This is a genomic window from Enterobacter sp. AG326, assembly GCF_004362415.1.
GTDB classification, from domain to species: Bacteria; Pseudomonadota; Gammaproteobacteria; order Enterobacterales; family Enterobacteriaceae; genus Enterobacter; species Enterobacter asburiae.
Window position 1 is genome coordinate 48,743 of record NZ_SNXG01000007.1, and the last position, 19,234, is coordinate 67,976.

Below are 19,234 nucleotides of genomic sequence, written 5' to 3' on the forward strand. Positions count from 1 at the left end.
GATCGTTGATTAAGCCAAACGTCTGACAGCATGAAAAAAGTACAACTTCATCAGGACGTTTTATGCTATTTGCTCGGAGGCATTGTGTTCGTTGATTTATAAATAGTCAGCCTTCACCACAATATTTTCAGGATTGGGTGAGAATAACGTCCCTCTTATAAAAACCGAATTTGCGGCTTCTCCACCTGCCCGATGGGCGTTTCCGGCGCGCTGTGTGCCCACCTCCTCATGCACTGAAGGCCGAACCAACCCGCACAATCGCCTTTTCTGAGGAATAAAATCCTCTTTTTTGATCGCTCAGATACTGGCGAATAAATCAACAAATGTGATATAGTTCACACATATTTTGTAACGAGAAACACCGTTTCATTCAGTTCGTCTGTTTTGTAGAGGATGGGTTTTATGGCAACCATTACTACCAGCATGGTTCTCCTGCGCTGGCCTTTGTTGAGTGCGGTACTGATGTTTTTAGCCAGCACGCTGAATATTCAGTTTCGTAAATCTGACTATGCGGGTCTTGCTGTCATCAGCACCCTCCTGGGGCTGGGTGCGGCCTGCTGGTTTGCAACGGGTCTGCTTGGCATCACCCTGCTGGATATCGCCGCCGTCTGGGAAAATATTAAAGTGGTGATGGTTGAGGCGATGAGCCACACGCCGCCAGACTGGCCGATGGTGATTACCTGATCCCTGACGGAATAAAAAAACCCAGACGATAGTCTGGGTTTTTTGTTTTCAGCACGCGGAAATCAGAACGGAATGTCGTCGTCGAAATCCATTGGCGGTTCGTTAGACGGCGCCGGAGCAGACTGCTGCTGCGGACGAGACTGTGCGCCGCCGCTGAACTGGTTGCCGCCCTGCGGCTGCTGAGGCTGACCCCAACCGCCCTGCTGCTGGCTCTGGCCGCCACCTGCCGGTGCACCACCGCCCTGACGGCCACCCAGCATCTGCATGGTGCCGCCCACGTTGACCACGACTTCTGTGGTGTACTTCTCAGCGCCGGCCTGATCGGTCCATTTGCGGGTACGCAGCTGGCCTTCGATATAGACCTGAGAACCTTTACGCAGATACTCACCGGCCACTTCGGCCAGTTTGCCAAACAGCACTACACGGTGCCATTCGGTCTGCTCTTTCATCTCACCGGTCGCTTTATCACGCCAGGATTCGGAAGTAGCCAGCGTAATGTTGGCAACTGCGCCACCACTCGGCATGTAGCGTACTTCCGGGTCCTGGCCCAGATTACCGACGAGAATCACCTTGTTTACGCCTCTGCTGGCCATGTTCGTGTCTCCTGAATACGTTTCTTAATAGTGTAAACGCGCGAGTGTACCATTTCCATGCTGCACTTTGATAGTTGCGTAGCACGTTCCAGAGTTCTCCCGCAACTCCACATTGTTACACAGCCAATCAGAAAATGCATTCCAATACTGTATATTCAAACAGGTCAAATTGTGTCATAATTAGCCGTTTCTGACAGCCGTTTGTCCTTCAAACAAATCAGGCAATCCGTGTTCCAACCGGGAAAGGTGAATGGATAAGATCGAAGTTCGGGGCGCCCGCACCCACAATCTCAAGAATATCAACCTCATAATCCCTCGCGACAAACTCATTGTCGTGACCGGGCTTTCGGGGTCTGGCAAATCCTCACTGGCTTTCGACACTTTGTATGCCGAAGGACAGCGTCGTTACGTTGAATCGCTCTCTGCGTACGCGCGTCAGTTCCTGTCGCTGATGGAAAAACCGGATGTCGACCACATTGAAGGGTTGTCCCCTGCTATCTCTATTGAGCAGAAGTCCACCTCGCATAACCCGCGCTCAACGGTCGGTACCATTACCGAAATTCATGACTACCTTCGTCTGCTGTATGCCCGCGTGGGCGAGCCGCGCTGCCCGGACCACGACGTCCCGCTGGCGGCCCAGACCGTCAGCCAGATGGTGGATAACGTGCTGTCGCAGCCGGAAGGCAAACGCCTGATGCTGCTGGCGCCGATCATCAAAGAGCGAAAAGGTGAACACACCAAAACGCTGGAAAACCTGGCAAGCCAGGGCTATATCCGCGCCCGTATCGACGGCGAGGTGTGTGACCTGTCCGATCCGCCAAAGCTGGAGCTGCAGAAGAAGCACACCATCGAGGTGGTGATTGACCGCTTTAAGGTGCGCGACGATCTCGCCACGCGTCTGGCGGAATCTTTTGAAACGGCGCTGGAACTCTCTGGCGGCACGGCCGTGGTCTCCGACATGGACGACCCAAAAGCGGAAGAGCTGCTCTTCTCCGCCAACTTTGCCTGCCCGATTTGCGGCTACAGCATGCGCGAGCTGGAACCGCGCCTGTTCTCATTCAACAACCCGGCGGGCGCGTGTCCGACGTGTGACGGCCTGGGCGTCCAGCAGTATTTCGACCCGGACCGCGTGATTCAGAATCCGGAACTGTCGCTGGCGGGCGGGGCCATTCGCGGCTGGGACAAGCGTAACTTCTACTACTTCCAGATGCTGAAATCGCTGGCAGAGCACTACAAGTTCGACGTCGAAGCCCCGTGGGCGAGCCTGAGCCCGAACGTGCACAAAGTGATCCTTTTCGGTTCCGGCAAAGAGAACATCGAGTTCAAGTACATGAACGATCGCGGCGATACCTCCGTGCGTCGCCACCCGTTCGAAGGGGTGCTGCACAACATGGAGCGCCGCTACAAAGAGACCGAATCCAGCGCGGTGCGCGAGGAGCTGGCGAAGTTCATCAGCAACCGCTCCTGCGCCACCTGTGAAGGCACGCGCCTGCGTCGCGAAGCGCGCCACGTGTTTGTGGAAAACACCGCGCTGCCGACCATCTCAGACATGAGCATCGGCCACGCGATGGACTTCTTCAACAACCTGAAGCTCTCCGGCCAGCGCGCGAAAATTGCCGAAAAAGTGCTGAAAGAGATCGGCGATCGCCTCAAGTTCCTGGTGAACGTCGGCCTGAACTACCTGACGCTTTCCCGCTCGGCGGAAACGCTCTCCGGCGGTGAAGCCCAGCGTATCCGTCTGGCGAGCCAGATTGGTGCAGGTCTGGTAGGCGTGATGTACGTGCTGGATGAGCCGTCCATCGGCCTGCACCAGCGCGACAACGAGCGTCTGCTCGGGACGCTGGTTCACCTGCGCAACCTCGGCAACACGGTAATTGTGGTCGAGCACGATGAAGATGCGATCCGCGCGGCCGACCACGTCATCGACATTGGCCCAGGCGCTGGCGTACACGGCGGCCAGGTGGTCGCGGAAGGGACGCTGAAGGACATTATGGCGGTACCCGAATCGCTGACCGGCCAGTTCATGAGCGGCAAGCGCAAGATTGCAGTGCCGAAACAGCGCGTAGCGGCAGATCCGGAAAAAGTGCTGAAGCTGACCGGCGCGCGCGGCAACAACCTGAAAGACGTCACCCTGACGCTGCCGGTTGGTCTGTTTACCTGTATCACCGGCGTGTCCGGTTCCGGTAAATCGACGCTAATCAACGATACGCTGTTCCCGATTGCGCAGACGGCGCTGAACGGCGCGACGCTGGCCGAGCCTGCGCCGTACCGCGATATCCAGGGTCTGGAGCATTTCGATAAGGTTATCGACATTGACCAGAGCCCGATTGGCCGTACCCCGCGCTCTAACCCGGCGACCTATACCGGCGTCTTTACGCCCGTACGTGAACTGTTTGCCGGCGTGCCGGAAGCGCGCTCCCGCGGCTATACGCCAGGACGTTTCAGCTTTAACGTACGCGGCGGCCGCTGCGAAGCGTGCCAGGGCGACGGTGTGATCAAGGTTGAGATGCACTTCCTGCCGGATATCTACGTGCCGTGCGACCAGTGCAAAGGCAAGCGCTATAACCGCGAAACGCTGGAGATTAAGTACAAAGGCAAGACCATCCACGAAGTGCTGGACATGACCATCGAAGAGGCGCGCGAGTTCTTTGACGCCGTCCCTGCGCTGGCGCGTAAGCTGCAGACGCTGATGGACGTAGGCCTGACCTACATTCGTCTGGGTCAGTCCGCAACCACGCTGTCCGGCGGTGAAGCGCAGCGCGTGAAGCTGGCGCGTGAGCTGTCAAAACGCGGCACCGGTCAGACGCTCTACATTCTGGACGAGCCGACTACGGGCCTGCACTTTGCCGACATCCAGCAGCTGCTCGAGGTTCTGCATCAGCTGCGCGATCAGGGCAACACTATCGTGGTCATCGAACATAACCTGGACGTGATTAAAACCGCGGACTGGATTGTCGATCTCGGCCCGGAAGGCGGCAGCGGCGGAGGTGAAATTCTCGTCTCCGGTACGCCAGAGACCGTTGCAGAGTGCGAAGCCTCGCACACCGCGCGCTTCCTTAAACCGTTGCTGTAATTGTCACACGGAGAGTTGCTGTCGGGTGGTTTCCGGCAGCAGCTCAACCGCCTGCTGATAGGACGCGTCCACCAGGTAGTAAATCTGCGAGCCTGGAATCGACCCATCCAGATAGACGGTGCTCCAGTGCGCCTTATTGAGGTGCTTGCTCGGCCTCACGTCATCATGCTGTTGACGTAGCAAATCCGCCAGTTCAGGGCTGGTTTTCAGCGACGCCGCCGGGCGGCCTTCCACCTCTTTCACCATCGCAAACAACACATCACCCACCTTAATCTGCGTGGCTTTCCAGTCGCTGTGGACGCTCTGCTCCGCGCCGGGCTTGCTCATGCAGTACTGAAGTATCTCCGAAATTGTCATCTTTATTCCCCTTGTAGCGTGGCGATAATTTTACGCGAACCACCGTGAATGCGATGCTCTCCCAGCCAGATCCCCTGCCACGTTCCCAACAGCAGCCGCCCGTTGTGAACCGGCAGCATCAACGATACGCCCAGCAGGGAGGATTTAATATGCGAAGGCATGTCGTCCGCCCCCTCATAGTCATGCTCATAAGGCGCGTTGTCCGGGACGCTCTTCAGAAAATGGTGCTCCATGTCGGACCGGACGGTGGGATCGCAATTTTCATTAAGCGTGAGAGAGGCGGACGTGTGCTGAAGCAGCAGATGCAGCAAACCCGTTTTCACCCGCGACAGGTCGCGGAGTTGACCGATGACTTCATCCGTCACCAGGTGAAATCCGCGTGGTTTAGCGCTTAAGGTCAGGGTCTGTTGGTACCACATGTGCTGCTCCGTGATGAAAGATGAATCTTTCTAAGTGTGCAGCAAGAAGACGAAAGGTAAAACCCGCAGCAGCGAGATTTGATTAAAAAAGAGTCAAACCCGCTGCCGGGTACTTAATACTCCGAGTTGACGATCACCTCTTCGCCAAACTTTCCGGCCATCGGCAGCGGTCGATAGGTCGAGTTAGAGGCACGTAACACCCTGATCCCTCTGGCTCCCACGTCATGCGCGGCGGTTATGTCGTTATCCGAATCGCCGTAGAATACTTTGATATTTTTCTTTTCCAGCCACTGGGTTTTGGTGTTTTGCCCTTCTTTGTCACCGGCAAAAATTACCGGATTCATGCTGGTCGCCGGGATCTGGAAATCATCCTGCAGCGTTTTAGAGACGGTTTCGGTTTTGGTCTGACTGCGGCCGGTGACAAAGTAGATGCTGTCACCGCGCTTCACGTGCATGGCAATAAGCGCACGGGCAACCTCTTTCGGGATGCTGAATTCGTCCCAGCCGTTATTCATTTTTTCCCAGAATTCCGGGTTCTTCAGATACGCTTCGCTGTCGGGTGAATACGTTTTCTTCCCGCGCCAGAAACCGGGGCTTGAGAACAGCACTGTATCGTCAATGTCAAAACCCACGGCCATTGGCGCACGGCCCATCAGGCTGTTTTCGATTTGGGCCACGGAAACCCAGTGAATGGGCGCCTGCTCGGCGAGAATGGCGGCGGTGGTGCCGGTATAAAGCGGCGTCGGGGCAGAAGCTCGCGCGACGACGGCGCTATTAAGCGAGAACAATAAGCAGGCGGCGCTGAGCGCCAGTGTGATCTTGCGCATATTTTCCCCTGAATATTCAGTTTGTTATCGTTTTAATTTGAGTAGATGGTCAAAAAACTATCCGACCATAACCCCAGCGGGAGGTGAAGGGAAGGAGTTTTTGCTTATGAAGCTGAATAAAAAGAAGACGATCACAAAGCGCCGGGCAACGTTTTTGTGCGGCATGATGCCCTCACCCCAGCCCTCTCCCACAGGGAGAGAGGGAAGTGAATAGTAAGTACTTACATCACAGCAGTAAAAGCCTGCGCCACGCGATGGACGTTGCTGGCATTCAGGCCCGCCACGCACATACGGCCGCTGGCGATCAGGTAAACGCCGAACTCTTCGCGCAGGCGATCGACCTGCGCCGCACTCAGTCCGGTATAGCTGAACATCCCGCGCTGCTTGAGCAGATAGTCGAAGTTATGTCCCGGCACCGCCTCTTTCAGCACATTAACCAGCTCCTGACGCATGGCCAGGATGCGCTTACGCATCGCTTCTACTTCGGCAAGCCAGGACGCTTTCAGCTGTTCGTCGCCGAGAACCGTCGCCACCACCTGCGCACCAAAGTTCGGCGGGCTGGAGTAAATGCGGCGCACCGTCGCCTTCAGCTGGCCGAGCACGCGACCCGCCGCTTCGGCGTCTTCACAGACCACAGACAGACCGCCAACGCGTTCACCGTACAGGGAGAAGATTTTAGAGAAGGAGTTGCTGACCAGCGCTGGCAACCCTGCGCTGGCCACGGCGCGGATGGCGTAAGCATCTTCTTCCATGCCTGCGCCAAAGCCCTGGTAGGCAATGTCGAGGAACGGAATCAGGTCGCGGGCCTTCAGTACCTCAATCACCGCATCCCACTGGGCATTGGTGAGATCCGCCCCGGTCGGGTTATGGCAGCATGGGTGCAGCAGCACAATGCTGCGCGCCGGCAGCGTGTTCAGTTTTTCCAGCAGCGCTTCAACGCGCACGCCGTTCGTTTCGCTGTCGAACCACGGATAGGTCGCTACTTTGAAGCCCGCGCCCTCGAAGATCGCAACGTGGTTTTCCCACGTCGGGTCACTGACCCACACGCCTGAATCCGGGAAGTATTTTTTCAGGAAGTCTGCACCCACTTTCAGCGCACCCGAGCCGCCCAGCGTCTGGATGGTCGCCACGCGCTTTTGCGCGAGCACCGCGTGATCGGCACCAAACAGCAGCGGCGCAATAGTGCTGCGATAGGCATTTAACCCTTCCATCGGCAGATAAAGTGAAGCACCGTGTGGAACAGCGTTCAGACGCGCTTCAGCTTCGGCAACGGCCTGCAGCTGAGGAATAAAACCCTCGTGGTTGTAATACAAACCGATGCTAAGGTTCACTTTGTCGCTACGAGGATCTTCTTTGAAACGCTCCATTAAGGAGAGGATAGGGTCGCCGGCATAGGCGTCAACTTTCTGAAACACGCGATGGTTCTCCGGAATTCGATGAGGCAGGGATTTCAACAATAAACCGGAAAATCACTCAACACCACCCCTTAAGATTATCCTGCGATCGGCATAGGTTTTTTGCGTCCTCTCGCCATGCCATTTACCCAATATTTTCCCCTTCTCGCTTTCCGTAATGTAGCTCCTGCGCAACCGCGCATTCACTGATTCAAGGAGTTCAAATCATGGATTCACAATTTATTGGTTCAGTTATTAACGCCCTGCCGTTGGAGCATATGATCGGCGGTCCGCTGCAGGCGATGATCAAAGCACAGGTCCAGGCGAGCAAGGCCTATACCGACTTCCTGCTCTCCGTCTGTATTAAAGACGGCAAAGCTGTCGCGATCGAGTTTGACTACGACGAAACCGTGGTAGACGAACAGGGGGTCAATAAAGGCAGCGTGACCCGCAAGATGAGTATTCCACTCCTGGCGGCTGTCACCCACCCCATCATCTGCATCGAGGACGGCACCATCGACTTCGAGCTGGAAGTGAGCCAGAGCGAAGCCAGTTCCAGCAGCACCGAAGCGGAGGCTTCCGTGGAAGCGTCCATCGGCTGGGGCGTTTTCAAAGCGAAAATGACCGGCAAGGTCTCCCATAAATCGGAGCAGACCCGTTCGACCGATACACGTGCGAAATATTCCATTCATACCCAGATTAAACGCCAGGAACCACCTGAAGCTCTGCAGCGCGTGATTGATTACCTGACCAACGCCAAAACCAAGCCTGTCGCCGCGCAATAATCATCCACGCCGCGACATACGTGCGATTCCGTAACGCAGGGGCTACCCGGGTAGCCCTTTTTCCAGGAGCGAAATATGTCTTTTAAAAAATGGCTGCGCGGCGGCAAGGATGAAGAGCCGGAAAACAGGGCGGGCAAAGAGGATGAAGGCACGCCACCGGTACAGGAAAACACGCCTCCATCGCCTCCAGCCGATATTCCCGGCGTGCCGATCTCGCTTGAAGATATCACGCGTGGGATGCAGTACGCGGCCACTGCGGCCAACGAACTGATTGCTCAGCAGTATATGAAGGCGCTGGATCCCTTTTTCGAACCCGCAGAAGACGGTTCGTTAATTCCACGCACGGTACAGCTGGCGCTGGATGAAAAGCACTACTTTGACCTGCCCTTAGTCGCGCTTTCGACGCCGCGCGGGCTGATGCTGGAAAAGATGAAGGTCAACCTGACGATCCGCACGGAAGGCATGCAGGCGCCTTCCCGCCAGTCCGGTGAAAACGAATTTGGCCGCTTTCACGTCAGCCTTTCGCCTTCCAGCGATAACAAAGGCGGGCGTGACAGCCGCCACGTCGATGTTGAGATGCAATTTACCGCACTTGAGCCACCGGAAAGCGTCATGCGTTTGATTGACGAATACACCAACAAGGTGATTCCCCGTCCGAAAGCAGAGGAGACTCCGTAATGCAAAAACAACCAGAACGTACAGGTGACAAGGGCATTCAGCTTATTTGCCAGTTTGAAGGGCTGAGGCTGGAGCGTTATCGCGATGCCGTAGGTTTATGGACCATCGGCTACGGCCATTTGATCCTCAAAGAGGAGATGGAAAAGCTCACCAAAATTACCACCGGTGAAGCCAAAGATCTGCTGCGCAAAGATCTGAAACGCACCGAGGACGGCGTGAAAAAACTGCTGAACAGCGCTTCGACACAGAACCAATTCGACGCGCTGGTTTCGTTCGCCTTCAACCTTGGCGTGGGCAATTTAAAGAAATCCACGCTGCTCAAAAAATTCAACGCAGGTGACATTCAGGGCGCCGCACTGCAGTTCAAAAGCTGGAATAAGGCAGGTGGTAAGGTTTTGACCGGGCTTACCCGACGCCGCGAAGCGGAAATGAAGCTATTTCTTAGTTAATTCAACAGGAAAAATACAATGAAACCCCTATCCATAGTGAAAATGGCCGTACTGTCTGTTTCGTTATTCACCGTGTTACAGGCAACCGCCGCCATGCCAACCTGCGAAGAGGAAATAAAGGAAGCCAACGCCTTTTTATCTTCTCAGGGTATGGTGCCCGTCAATAACGTGACCGATCTGGCGACAACGCTTCGTCATATAAAAAACTTTGGACGCCTGCCCGACCGCTATATCACCTCGGATGAGGCCAAACGCCTCGGCTGGTCGGGTAGTGAAAACGAATCGCTTTGGGGAGTGAAACTCACCAATCAAAAATGGATCGGTGGCGATAAATACAGCGATCGCGCTCTTCCTTCCAGTCAGCCCTGGCTTAGCGCGGATGTCGATGTCGTGAAGGGATATCGCTCTCCCAAGCGTTTGATTTACAGCCTGTCAGGGCAACAGCGCTTTATTACGACCGATAAGTATCAGCATATTGTTGAGCTGGATCCCTGCCAATAATAAGCGCCCGTTACGATAATAAATCCCCTTTTCCAGGGGGATTTATCCTTGCAGAGGATGAACGTATGACTGACATCTATCTCCCGACCCTCATCAGTGAAGCCTTGCTGGCTTTTTCAGGTTTATTTGGCGGCGTCAGTATCTCGTTTTTCTGGCAACCGCAGCGATTGCACCAGCACAGCCGATTTATGGCAGGCATTATTTTTGGTGGAATCAGCATGGGCGCGGCCGTCGCATTAGGTGGATTGGCCGCCCGCTGGTTAAAGATAGATCTTAATCAGGCCGATATCACGCTTGGTTTAGGGTATATCCTCGGGGCAATGAGTAATGGCCTGATCGTCTGGCTGGCAAACTTTTTTCGCCGGCATGAACAGCGCGATATTTTTGATGTTGCAAGCGTCATTAGAAGTAAAGTCAGGCATGAGTCATTTTCTCCGCCTGATTTAACCCACAACAAGCCCGATGGAGAATAAATGCTTAACATAATGAATGGCTGGGTGCTTCCCTTTATTATCTTCGTCGACCTGGTAACATCGCTGCTGATTTTGTTTGCCGCCTATAGCCGAAGAGTCCATGCCCTGCCGGTAATGTGTAAAATCGGCTTAGCCGCCCTCGCTTTTGGTTTTTTTGGTGAGAGCAGCTTAAACATGAAATTTATTCTTACCGGTGCTGATATACTGAGTGACAGCTTTCCGTTCTGGCTATTGCAGGACTTCGGAACGCTGGTGGTGGTAATATATTATTTTAAATCTCACTACCGTTAAAAAAAGCGCAACAGACGTCTGTCTGTTGCGCTTTTCACTTAACGCATTTTGACTGCAGCCCTTCGCTTTGCTGGAAATCGACTAATTAGACATATATTTAAAATAGAGCATTGCGGCCTGTGTCCGATTGTTGACCTGTAATCGGTGAAAGATGGATTCAAGATGTACTTTGACCGTACCTGCACTGATATTCAATTGCCGGCTGATCTGCTTATTTGTTCCTCCATTCGCCAGCAGCTTAAGAACTTCCTTCTGCCGACGACTCAGGGAGTAGATCGGCAACCCGCCAGTGGTTTGTTCTCGCTGGACCACGGCTTGCTCCGGAAAACAGACTACCCCCGAGGAAACCATGCAAAGTATCTGGCTGATTTTCTCGGCAGGGAGATCCTTGGTAAAAATGCCCTTAATGCTTTGGCGGATGTAGAAGTTGAATATCTTATCCGTCGTTTTTCGTAACATCACCACGATCGGTAGCCCAGGCCAGTTTGTCATCAAATTAGTGATAAAATCACGGCACTTCATTTCACCATCCAGCAAAATAATGCTGACCGGCATAGAGGTTAAAATTGCGTGTGCATCTTCAAAATTGTTCGCTGCAAAAACAGTGCATTCCGGCATTACGCGTTCCAGCTCTGTTTTCATACCGTGAATGAAGATCGGTAATTCATCGATCATTAATATATTCATCGTAGCATAACCCCGTGTAAAATCTATTTTCTTAGGTTATTCAACCAACTTATTCCGAAATTAAGTATGCGTGCTATTACAAAACTGTAAAAACAGCATTCGGCATAAGGCAAACGTCATATATCCAAAGCAAAAAGTTAAGCAGTACTACACATTAGACATAGCCATATTTAATTAAAAACGATCTTATCATTATCAAAAACAGCCTGGGCTTAATAGCATATTCCCCGAAAAATAGCTGACACATATTATTTAACTGCACGCGTGCCATCCACCTACATATTAATATTTCAATGAGGTCATTTATGACAATACTAACAGTGTATTTCTGTGGTACTGGATCTAATAAATTTGATGAGTCTCATGCTAATTACTGGAACGGCGAGCTCATCTCTTCTCTGGCAGCCAATAACAAGGGTAAAGAGTTCGCCGAATGGGTCATTCTTGATGGCCCGGGGAGCGGCAATCTACAAAGCGATGAGCTTTGGGTCAAAAGCGGAGAATATTCTCAGCTTCGCGCCCAGCTTCTGGGCAGCGGCTGGAATGAGAATGTTCAGCATGCGATCAATATTATCAAAGGCCACGTTGACTGGCAGCGTGAGAAGCTCACAAAAGAAAACTATGAGCAGCTTAAAAAGGCGGGCGTGCCGATTCAGGACGTTGAGGTTACCGGTTCCTTTTGGTGGCGCAAATATGACTATGGCGATCGTAAAGTGACCCAGCAGGCGCTGCAGCAGCAAATCATCAAAACCTTCCGCCAGGGTCAGATCCTACCCACTCAGGTGAACCTTGTTGGGTGGAGCCGGGGCGGAATTAGCTGCCATATGCTTGCCAATGCAATGCTTGCCGATCCCCTTTTAACGACGATTCCGGTGAATATTTTTGCGGTCGATCCGGTTCCGGGTATGGGTAATTTCCAGGCGGACAAAGTCACTCTGGGCAGCAACGTTAAGGAGTATGTGGCTTTCTATGCCAGACATGAGCGATCAAAAGGTTTCTCGTGCGTCATTCCACAGACCGATAGCGCGACAAAAGTACATATTTATCCCATGTCTGGTCGCCACGCTACGCTGGTGGGGAATGCTTCGGCCAATGGGAATAGCGGGGATAAAGTGGTCCATGAGCCCGGCACGATCGTGCGTCATTTTGCAGAAGTTTGCCTGCAAAGATGGGGCGTCACGCTGGATAAAAAGCTCAATCTGGATGGAGTGCAGCTGCTGGAATTGCACCAGGCCATTCAGCGCAACGCTCCGCTATTCGCCGAGATGCAAAAAACGGTGTACACCATTTCGGAAAACGATGGAGGGGAGCGCTATGTCTCATTGGGCAGCACTGGAAAACGGTTCTCGTCCATCCAGGGTTCGCGCTTCAGTCCGGAGTCAGGGCTCGCGTCGGATTATTTGACTAATCAGGCGATCTATAACGTGTTGAAATAAGCGTTACGCGTCCAACGGCAGCTTATGCCGTTGGACGACTATGTGCGAGTCTCAGTCGATGTACTTCATCGCCACCCTTGACGTCAGGCGCGTGATAAGTTCGTAAGCACTCACTTTCGTAATTTCAGCAATGCGTTCGACGGGCAGACCTTCGCCCCACATCACGACATCGTCGCCGGGCTTATCCTGGGCTTCAGGGCCCAGATCGACACAAATCATGTCCATCGCCACGCGGCCAACAATCTTCACCTCGCGACCGTTGACCAGAACCGGCGTGCCCGACGGAGCGGCGCGCGGATAGCCGTCACCATAGCCCATCGCCACCACGCCGAGACGGGTATCACGCTCGCTGGTCCAAGTACCGCCGTAGCCGACCGGCTCGCCCGCTTTATGGTCACGCACGGCAATCAGGTTAGAGACCAGCGACATGACCGGCTGGAAGCCAAAGTCCGGCCCCCAGGGTTTGTTCTCCAGCGGCGACACGCCGTAGAGAATAATGCCTGGTCGCGCCCAGTCGAAATGCGACTGCGGCCACAGCAGAATACCGCCGGATGCCGCAATCGAGCGCATCCCCGGCTTGCCTTCGCAGAAGGTGTTAAAGATATCCAGCTGCCGCTCGGTCGCACCGCACTCGGGCTCATCGGCACGGGCGAAGTGGCTGACAATATTCACCGGCTGACGCACGTTTTTGCACCGGCATAAACGCTGATAAAACGCTTCCGCGCTTTCCGGACGCACGCCCAGACGGTGCATGCCCGTGTCGAGCTTCATCCAGACGGTCACCGGCTCGCTCAGTTCGGCGGTTTCGAGTGCGGTTAGCTGTTCTTCGTTATGTACCGCCGTGTGCAGATGTTGGTCAGCAATGGTCGGTAGATCGCTGGCTTCGAAAAAGCCTTCGAGGAGCAGTATGGGTTGAGTAATGCCGCCCGCGCGCAGGCGGAGGGCTTCTTCAAGACGGGCGACGCCAAAGGCGTCGGCATCGGGGAGCGTTCGCGCGGTCTCATGAAGACCGTGTCCGTAAGCGTTCGCTTTCACGACTGCAACGAGCTTGCTGGCGGGCGCCAGTTCACGCAGACGTTGCAGGTTGTGTCGCAGAGCGCGGCGGTTAATAACAACAGTTGCCGCTTGCATTTGAATTCCTTAGAAATTACTCATCATCATATTGAGGACCGGCATAGTTGTCGAAACGCGACCACTGTCCGTTAAAGGTCAGACGCACCGTCCCGATTGGGCCGTTACGTTGTTTACCAATAATAATTTCGGCGATCCCTTTCAGGTCGCTGTTCTCGTGATAAACCTCATCACGGTAGATAAACATGATTAAGTCGGCATCCTGCTCGATGGAGCCGGACTCACGCAGGTCGGAGTTGACCGGGCGCTTGTCGGCACGTTGTTCCAGAGAGCGGTTCAGCTGAGACAGCGCGACTACCGGTACGTGTAGCTCTTTGGCTAACGCCTTGAGCGAGCGGGAAATCTCCGCAATTTCAAGCGTACGGTTGTCGGAAAGCGACGGGACGCGCATCAGCTGAAGGTAGTCGATCATGATGAGGCCGATGCCACCGTGTTCACGGGCGATACGGCGCGCGCGGGAACGCACTTCCGTCGGCGTCAGGCCGGAGGAGTCATCGATATAGATGTTACGTTTTTCCAGCAGAATGCCCATGGTGCCGGAGATGCGCGCCCAGTCTTCATCATCGAGCTGACCGGTACGAATGCGGGTCTGATCCACGCGCGACAGCGACGCCAGAGAACGCATCATAATCTGCTCGGAGGGCATCTCAAGGCTGAAGATCAGCACCGGCTTATCCTGCAACATCGCCGCGTTTTCGACGAGGTTCATCGCAAAGGTAGTTTTACCCATCGACGGACGCGCGGCGACGATAATCAAATCCGACGGCTGCAGACCGGCGGTTTTCTTGTTCAAATCGTCATAGCCGGTGTTTACCCCGGTCACACCGTCGTGCGGCTGCTGGAACAGCTGTTCGATACGGGCAACGGTGGCGTCGAGGACATCGGCGATGTTTTTTGGGCCTTCGTCTTTATTGGCGCGGCTTTCGGAGATTTTAAAGACCCGGGATTCAGCCAGGTCGAGCAGGTCTTCGCTGGTGCGCCCCTGCGGATCAAAACCGGCCTCAGCGATCTCGTTCGCCACCGAGATCATCTCACGGACTACGGCACGTTCGCGCACGATATCAGCATAAGCGCTGATGTTCGCCGCACTAGGCGTGTTTTTTGACAGTTCCGCCAGATAGGCAAACCCGCCGCAGCTGTCGAGCTGACCAAGACGCTCCAGCGATTCCGCGAGCGTGATCAGGTCGATCGGACTGCCCGACTCCTGCAGGCGCGCCATTTCAGTAAAGATGTGGCGGTGCGGGCGGGTATAGAAATCTTCCGCCACGACGCGCTCGGCGACGTCGTCCCAGCGCTCGTTATCCAGCATTAAACCGCCCAACACCGACTGTTCCGCTTCAATCGAGTGCGGCGGGACCTTTAACCCTGCGACCTGGAAATCACGCTCGCGAGGTTCAGTCTGTTTGTTGAAGGGTTTGTTTCCTGCCATAGTGAATGGAGTTACCGAGATAAAGAGTGGGTCGAAAGATTACCATATTTTTCTTACGGAGGGAGCATGGCAACGCGCATTGAATTCCAGAAACACGGTGGGCCAGACGTACTGAAAGCGGTGGAGTTCACACCTGCCGCGCCTGGCGAAAACGAAGTACAGGTTGAAAACAAAGCCATCGGCATTAACTACATCGACACCTATATTCGCGGCGGTCTCTACCCGCCTCCGTCAATGCCGAGCGGCCTGGGCACCGAGGCAGCCGGTGTCGTCGTCAAAGTGGGCAGCGCGGTAAAGCATATTAAAGAGGGCGATCGCGTAGTGTACGCGCAGTCTGCGCTGGGCGCTTACAGCTCCGTCCACAACGTTCCGGCGGATAAAGCCGCCCTGCTGCCTAACGCCATTTCCTTTGAGCAGGCGGCGGCCTCGTTCCTGAAAGGTCTGACGGTTTACTATCTGCTGCGCAAAACCTATGAAATTAAACCTGACGAGCAGTTCCTGTTCCATGCCGCAGCGGGTGGCGTCGGGCTCATCGCCTGTCAGTGGGCAAAAGCACTGGGCGCGAAGCTGATCGGCACGGTCGGAAATGCACAAAAAGCGCAGCGCGCGCTCCAGGCGGGCGCCTGGCAGGTGATTAACTACCGTGAAGAGAGCATTGTTGAGCGGCTGAAGGAGATCACCAGCGGCAAAAAAGTGCGCGTGGTGTATGACTCGGTGGGGAAAGACACGTGGGAAGCGTCGCTGGACTGTCTGCAGCGTCGTGGTCTGATGGTCAGCTTCGGCAATGCGTCAGGCGCGGTAACCGGCGTTAACCTCGGTATTCTGAATCAGAAAGGTTCGCTGTATGTGACTCGCCCTTCCCTGCAAGGATACATCACCAACCGGGAAGAGCTTGAGGAAGCCAGCAACGAGCTGTTCTCGCTGATCGCCAGCGGCGTCATTAAAGTGGATGTAGCAGATGCGCAGAAATTCGCGCTGACCGATGCGCAGCGCGCGCATGAGGTGCTGGAGAGCCGGGCGACGCAGGGGTCGAGCCTGTTGATTCCCTGAGTCCCAAAAAGAAATTGGGCTTCCCGTGGGAAGCCCTTTCTTTTTTTAGTTCGGCTGTATGTAGGGTACAGCTCGATGAATTCTTTAGCGGCAGTCATAGTGACAGATTCGATAAGTAAATCCTATTCTGTTCTAAGCCCTGCCGCCGGAAAAGTTACAAGTATGTGACGAACCCCTCAATACCTTAGTAACGGAAGCGGTTATTGCGCTGATAACTTGGCACTTTTGGCGCTTTAATCGCCCGAATCACCCACACGACCGCAATGGCCAGCAGTAGCCACGGCAACAGTTTGATCGTCAGCGCAAACAGTCCACCAATAAACATGACCACCGTCGCCACCACGATAGCCGCCAGAATGCCGAGCAGCGAAACGCCTGTCGCTAACAGCATGACAAAAAAGCCAATCACAAAAAGTAGTTCTAGCATGGTGCTCCCCACGAGTTCCCGAGTAATGCAGTAAGCATTACAAGAATCATGCCAGTATTAACCTGTTGTTATTAAAGCAAAACGCCCCGCGAACGTTCGCAGGGCGTGGTGAATTTGACGAACTTTTAGCGAAAGTTATCGCTTGTCTGCCACCAGTCGCAGCGCATGTTCCAGCACCTCAATATCGGCTCCGGCTTTATGCGCATTCTCGCTCAGGTAGCGACGCCACTGACGCGCGCCCGGAATCCCCTGGAACAGGCCAAGCATATGGCGGGTGATATGGCCGAGATACGTGCCATTGCTCAACTCGCGCTCAATGTAAGGGTACATCGCACGCACGACGGCAACCGGATCGGTGTCCGCGCCTTCGACACCAAAGATTTCGCGATCGACCGTCGCCAGAATGCCCGGGTTCTGATACGCCTCGCGGCCGACCATCACACCATCCATATGCGCCAGATGCGCTTTGGCCTCTTCCAGCGACTTGATGCCGCCGTTGATGGACATCGTCAGGTGCGGGAAGTCACGCTTCAGCTGATACACGCGCGGATAGTCCAGCGGCGGGATCTCACGGTTCTCTTTCGGGCTGAGGCCGGAGAGCCAGGCTTTTCGCGCGTGGATGATGAACATCTCGCACTCGCCTTTCCCGGATACCGTGTTGATGAAGTCGCACAGGAATTCGTAGCTGTCCTGATCATCAATGCCGATACGGGTTTTGACCGTAACCGGAATGGAGACCACATCGCGCATCGCCTTGATACAGTCCGCTACCAGCTGCGCATTCCCCATCAGACAGGCGCCAAACATGCCGTTTTGCACGCGGTCGGACGGACAGCCAACGTTCAGGTTGATCTCGTCGTAGCCGCGTTCTTCTGCCAGCTTCGCGCACTGCGCCAGCGCGGCCGGATCGCTGCCGCCCAGCTGCAGGGCAACCGGATGCTCTTCTTCGCTATAGGCCAGATAGTCGCCCTTCCCGTGAATGATTGCGCCCGTGGTCACCATTTCGGTGTACAGCAGCGTATGGCGGGAGAGCTGGCGCAGGAAATAGCGGCAGTGTCTGTCCGTCCAGTCGAGCATAGGAGCCACGCTAAACCGACCACTCCAGTGAATGCCAGAATTATCAGATGCCGCGCTGGTTTGGTTGGTTTTTATCATTTCAAGATTACCGTGCATTTTTTGACATTTACGTATATTTTTCTCTCATTGGGTTCCCACTCAGGCTCCCATACACATGGGAACCTGTTATAACGAGATGAGCGAATGGCCTATTATAACATAGAGAAACGACTTAAAGCCGACGGCACTCCCCGCTATCGTTGCACCGTCCTGATCAAAGAAAAAGGCGTTGTTACACACAGAGAGAGCAAAACATTTCCAAAGCAGGCGCACGCAAAAACCTGGGGAAATCAGCGCGTGCAGGAACTGGATCTTCATGGGCTCCCATCATCCGACGACGCAACAGGAATCACCGTTCGTGATCTGCTGCAAAAATACATCAACGATCCAAACGCTGGTGGTAAATCCGGGAGAACAAAAAGCTACGTCCTGAATATGCTCGTCGACTGTGATATAGCAGCCATCCCCTTGCTTTCACTGACCGCAAATGATGTGATAGAGCATTGCCGACTGCGGAATAATGCAGGAGCGGGCCCGGCGACCGTGAGTCATGATGTCAGCTACCTTGGAAGCGTGCTGGATTGTGCAAAGCCTGTGTATGGCATTAACTATACCAGCAACCCGGCAAAAGAGGCCCGCCCTCACCTTCTCAAACTTGGGCTGATTGGGAAATCAAATCGCCGTAGCCGCCGGCCAGCATCTGAAGAACTGGACATGCTGATCGAAGGATTAAAGCAACGTTCAGAACACAGAGTCTCAAAAATCCCGTTCGTAGACATTCTGATGTTTTCAGTTTTATCGTGCATGCGTATTGGCGAAGTTTGCCGCCTGCGGTGGGATGATATCGACGAAAAGCAAAAATCTGTGCTTGTGAGGGACAGGAAGGATCCACGGAAGAAGGAAGGCAATCATATGAATGTCGCTTTGCTCGGAGAGGCGTGGGATATCGTTCAGCGGCAGCCGCGCAAATCAGAGCTGATCTTCCCCTACATTAGCGGCTCAGTAACTGCTGGTTTTCAGAGGGTAAGGAGCGCGCTTGGAATCGAGGATCTGCGTTATCACGATATGAGGCGGGAAGGTGCGAGCCGACTTTTTGAAGCCGGATTCAGTATTGAGGAAGTTGCCCAAGTGACGGGGCATAGATCATTGAATGTTCTGTGGCAGGTTTATACAGAGCTATTCCCTAAATCGCTGCACGCTAGACTTGAACAACTACAGAAATCCAGAAGCAGCGACTAAACGAAATGCAGCGCTGCGGGTTCAACTCCGACCAGCCCACCAATCATGATTGGACTGTGCAAGGATAGCACCAGTAAAAACAGGAAGTTAGCAGTCTCGCCAGGATACCGGCCATACGGTGATGAGGCAAAAAAGGATACGTAAAGGAGCCGTTGTAGCTCCTGAGCGATTAAAAATGCCCGCTTAAGCGGGCTT

The 19,234-nt window shown here is 54.2% G+C and carries 21 protein-coding genes; 11 read left to right on the plus strand and 10 right to left on the minus strand.

All coding sequences use genetic code 11. The annotated features are described in order from the left end of the window. Window positions 1-402: 402 nt before the first annotated feature. On the plus strand, window positions 403-684 hold the full coding sequence (locus DFO52_RS18445; protein WP_008503385.1) for a YjcB family protein: 282 nt from the start codon (window positions 403-405) through the stop codon (window positions 682-684). Between the two features lie 62 nt (window positions 685-746). Here the strand turns inward: DFO52_RS18445 and ssb1 are convergent, their stop codons facing one another. Then, window positions 747-1,277 carry a single-stranded DNA-binding protein SSB1 gene (ssb1, locus tag DFO52_RS18450; RefSeq protein WP_029740211.1) on the minus strand — a complete coding sequence of 177 codons (531 nt, stop codon included), beginning with the start codon at window positions 1,275-1,277 and terminating at the stop codon, window positions 747-749. 250 nt (window positions 1,278-1,527) lie between these two features. On the opposite strand from ssb1, the gene uvrA reads away from it, so the two are divergent. Next, window positions 1,528-4,350: an excinuclease ABC subunit UvrA gene (gene uvrA / locus DFO52_RS18460; RefSeq protein WP_133550933.1), complete on the plus strand. Its 2,823-nt coding sequence runs from the start codon at window positions 1,528-1,530 to the stop codon at window positions 4,348-4,350. Between the two features lie 3 nt (window positions 4,351-4,353). Here uvrA and DFO52_RS18465 read toward each other — a convergent pair whose 3' ends face one another. From DFO52_RS18465 to tyrB, 4 genes are all read right to left on the minus strand, one after another. Next, window positions 4,354-4,707 carry an MmcQ/YjbR family DNA-binding protein gene (locus DFO52_RS18465; RefSeq protein ID WP_023310053.1) on the minus strand — a complete coding sequence of 118 codons (354 nt, stop codon included), beginning with the start codon at window positions 4,705-4,707 and terminating at the stop codon, window positions 4,354-4,356. A gap of 2 nt (window positions 4,708-4,709) precedes the next feature. Continuing rightward, window positions 4,710-5,126: a secondary thiamine-phosphate synthase enzyme YjbQ gene (locus DFO52_RS18470; protein WP_023310052.1), complete on the minus strand. Its 417-nt coding sequence runs from the start codon at window positions 5,124-5,126 to the stop codon at window positions 4,710-4,712. 113 nt (window positions 5,127-5,239) lie between these two features. Next, on the minus strand, window positions 5,240-5,953 hold the full coding sequence (gene aphA / locus DFO52_RS18475) for an acid phosphatase AphA (RefSeq protein WP_059347291.1): 714 nt from the start codon (window positions 5,951-5,953) through the stop codon (window positions 5,240-5,242). Between the two features lie 221 nt (window positions 5,954-6,174). Next, entirely contained in the window at window positions 6,175-7,368 is a 1,194-nt protein-coding gene (gene tyrB, locus DFO52_RS18480; protein ID WP_133550934.1) for an aromatic amino acid transaminase, read from the minus strand. Between the two features lie 206 nt (window positions 7,369-7,574). On the opposite strand from tyrB, the gene DFO52_RS18485 reads away from it, so the two are divergent. From DFO52_RS18485 to DFO52_RS18510, 6 genes are all read left to right on the plus strand, one after another. Continuing rightward, window positions 7,575-8,132 carry a DUF2589 domain-containing protein gene (locus DFO52_RS18485; protein WP_029740216.1) on the plus strand — a complete coding sequence of 186 codons (558 nt, stop codon included), beginning with the start codon at window positions 7,575-7,577 and terminating at the stop codon, window positions 8,130-8,132. Between the two features lie 75 nt (window positions 8,133-8,207). Then, the gene (locus DFO52_RS18490) at window positions 8,208-8,810 is read left to right on the plus strand and encodes a DUF2589 domain-containing protein (protein WP_029740217.1); all 603 of its coding nucleotides are present in this window, start codon (window positions 8,208-8,210) and stop codon (window positions 8,808-8,810) included. Further along, window positions 8,810-9,259, plus strand: a complete 450-nt coding sequence (locus tag DFO52_RS18495) for a lysozyme (RefSeq protein ID WP_045888341.1) — start codon at window positions 8,810-8,812, stop codon at window positions 9,257-9,259. The genes DFO52_RS18490 and DFO52_RS18495 overlap by 1 nt, the downstream gene beginning before the upstream one ends. Before the next feature lie 18 nt (window positions 9,260-9,277). Beyond that, complete coding sequence (locus DFO52_RS18500) at window positions 9,278-9,760, plus strand: ribonuclease domain-containing protein (RefSeq protein ID WP_059347294.1); 483 nt, start codon at window positions 9,278-9,280, stop codon at window positions 9,758-9,760. Window positions 9,761-9,825: 65 nt separating this feature from the next. After that, window positions 9,826-10,233, plus strand: coding sequence for a hypothetical protein (locus DFO52_RS18505; protein ID WP_029740220.1), 408 nt, complete (start codon window positions 9,826-9,828; stop codon window positions 10,231-10,233). After that, on the plus strand, window positions 10,234-10,524 hold the full coding sequence (locus tag DFO52_RS18510; RefSeq protein WP_029740221.1) for a hypothetical protein: 291 nt from the start codon (window positions 10,234-10,236) through the stop codon (window positions 10,522-10,524). A gap of 81 nt (window positions 10,525-10,605) precedes the next feature. Here the strand turns inward: DFO52_RS18510 and DFO52_RS23330 are convergent, their stop codons facing one another. Continuing rightward, entirely contained in the window at window positions 10,606-11,199 is a 594-nt protein-coding gene (locus DFO52_RS23330; RefSeq protein WP_243737949.1) for a response regulator transcription factor, read from the minus strand. 317 nt (window positions 11,200-11,516) lie between these two features. On the opposite strand from DFO52_RS23330, the gene DFO52_RS18520 reads away from it, so the two are divergent. Next, a complete protein-coding gene (locus tag DFO52_RS18520) occupies window positions 11,517-12,647 on the plus strand; it encodes a hypothetical protein (RefSeq protein WP_121932732.1) in 1,131 nt (376 codons plus the stop codon). A gap of 51 nt (window positions 12,648-12,698) precedes the next feature. On the opposite strand, the gene alr is transcribed toward DFO52_RS18520, so the two are convergent. Beyond that, on the minus strand, window positions 12,699-13,778 hold the full coding sequence (gene alr, locus DFO52_RS18525) for an alanine racemase (RefSeq protein ID WP_133550935.1): 1,080 nt from the start codon (window positions 13,776-13,778) through the stop codon (window positions 12,699-12,701). A gap of 16 nt (window positions 13,779-13,794) precedes the next feature. Further along, the gene (gene dnaB / locus DFO52_RS18530; RefSeq protein WP_133550936.1) at window positions 13,795-15,207 is read right to left on the minus strand and encodes a replicative DNA helicase; all 1,413 of its coding nucleotides are present in this window, start codon (window positions 15,205-15,207) and stop codon (window positions 13,795-13,797) included. 66 nt (window positions 15,208-15,273) lie between these two features. Here dnaB and DFO52_RS18535 point away from each other — a divergent pair, with 66 nt between their 5' ends. Continuing rightward, window positions 15,274-16,257: a quinone oxidoreductase gene (locus tag DFO52_RS18535; RefSeq protein WP_039264131.1), complete on the plus strand. Its 984-nt coding sequence runs from the start codon at window positions 15,274-15,276 to the stop codon at window positions 16,255-16,257. A gap of 184 nt (window positions 16,258-16,441) precedes the next feature. Here the strand turns inward: DFO52_RS18535 and pspG are convergent, their stop codons facing one another. Both pspG and dusA read right to left on the minus strand, forming a co-directional pair. After that, window positions 16,442-16,684: an envelope stress response protein PspG gene (gene pspG, locus DFO52_RS18540; protein ID WP_023310044.1), complete on the minus strand. Its 243-nt coding sequence runs from the start codon at window positions 16,682-16,684 to the stop codon at window positions 16,442-16,444. Window positions 16,685-16,819: 135 nt separating this feature from the next. After that, on the minus strand, window positions 16,820-17,857 hold the full coding sequence (gene dusA, locus DFO52_RS18545; protein WP_133550937.1) for a tRNA dihydrouridine(20/20a) synthase DusA: 1,038 nt from the start codon (window positions 17,855-17,857) through the stop codon (window positions 16,820-16,822). A gap of 87 nt (window positions 17,858-17,944) precedes the next feature. Here dusA and DFO52_RS18550 point away from each other — a divergent pair, with 87 nt between their 5' ends. Beyond that, the gene (locus DFO52_RS18550) at window positions 17,945-19,039 is read left to right on the plus strand and encodes a site-specific integrase (protein WP_045339409.1); all 1,095 of its coding nucleotides are present in this window, start codon (window positions 17,945-17,947) and stop codon (window positions 19,037-19,039) included. Window positions 19,040-19,234 lie beyond the last annotated feature (195 nt).

Excerpts from the sequence above, each read along its gene's own strand:
- pspG (WP_023310044.1), bottom strand. The coding sequence starts at position 16,684 with ATGCTAGAACTACTTTTTGTGATTGGCTTTTTTGTCATGCTGTTAGCG.
- DFO52_RS18445 (WP_008503385.1), top strand. The coding sequence starts at position 403 with ATGGCAACCATTACTACCAGCATGGTTCTCCTGCGCTGGCCTTTGTTG.
- DFO52_RS18485 (WP_029740216.1), top strand. The coding sequence starts at position 7,575 with ATGGATTCACAATTTATTGGTTCAGTTATTAACGCCCTGCCGTTGGAG.
- DFO52_RS18520 (WP_121932732.1), top strand. The coding sequence starts at position 11,517 with ATGACAATACTAACAGTGTATTTCTGTGGTACTGGATCTAATAAATTT.
- DFO52_RS18470 (WP_023310052.1), bottom strand. The coding sequence starts at position 5,126 with ATGTGGTACCAACAGACCCTGACCTTAAGCGCTAAACCACGCGGATTT.
- aphA (WP_059347291.1), bottom strand. The coding sequence starts at position 5,953 with ATGCGCAAGATCACACTGGCGCTCAGCGCCGCCTGCTTATTGTTCTCG.
- alr (WP_133550935.1), bottom strand. The coding sequence starts at position 13,778 with ATGCAAGCGGCAACTGTTGTTATTAACCGCCGCGCTCTGCGACACAAC.
- DFO52_RS18535 (WP_039264131.1), top strand. The coding sequence starts at position 15,274 with ATGGCAACGCGCATTGAATTCCAGAAACACGGTGGGCCAGACGTACTG.
- DFO52_RS18510 (WP_029740221.1), top strand. The coding sequence starts at position 10,234 with ATGCTTAACATAATGAATGGCTGGGTGCTTCCCTTTATTATCTTCGTC.
- DFO52_RS18500 (WP_059347294.1), top strand. The coding sequence starts at position 9,278 with ATGAAACCCCTATCCATAGTGAAAATGGCCGTACTGTCTGTTTCGTTA.
- DFO52_RS18495 (WP_045888341.1), top strand. The coding sequence starts at position 8,810 with ATGCAAAAACAACCAGAACGTACAGGTGACAAGGGCATTCAGCTTATT.
- DFO52_RS18465 (WP_023310053.1), bottom strand. The coding sequence starts at position 4,707 with ATGACAATTTCGGAGATACTTCAGTACTGCATGAGCAAGCCCGGCGCG.
- ssb1 (WP_029740211.1), bottom strand. The coding sequence starts at position 1,277 with ATGGCCAGCAGAGGCGTAAACAAGGTGATTCTCGTCGGTAATCTGGGC.
- DFO52_RS23330 (WP_243737949.1), bottom strand. The coding sequence starts at position 11,199 with ATGATCGATGAATTACCGATCTTCATTCACGGTATGAAAACAGAGCTG.
- DFO52_RS18550 (WP_045339409.1), top strand. The coding sequence starts at position 17,945 with ATGGCCTATTATAACATAGAGAAACGACTTAAAGCCGACGGCACTCCC.
- uvrA (WP_133550933.1), top strand. The coding sequence starts at position 1,528 with ATGGATAAGATCGAAGTTCGGGGCGCCCGCACCCACAATCTCAAGAAT.
- DFO52_RS18505 (WP_029740220.1), top strand. The coding sequence starts at position 9,826 with ATGACTGACATCTATCTCCCGACCCTCATCAGTGAAGCCTTGCTGGCT.
- dnaB (WP_133550936.1), bottom strand. The coding sequence starts at position 15,207 with ATGGCAGGAAACAAACCCTTCAACAAACAGACTGAACCTCGCGAGCGT.
- dusA (WP_133550937.1), bottom strand. The coding sequence starts at position 17,857 with ATGCACGGTAATCTTGAAATGATAAAAACCAACCAAACCAGCGCGGCA.
- DFO52_RS18490 (WP_029740217.1), top strand. The coding sequence starts at position 8,208 with ATGTCTTTTAAAAAATGGCTGCGCGGCGGCAAGGATGAAGAGCCGGAA.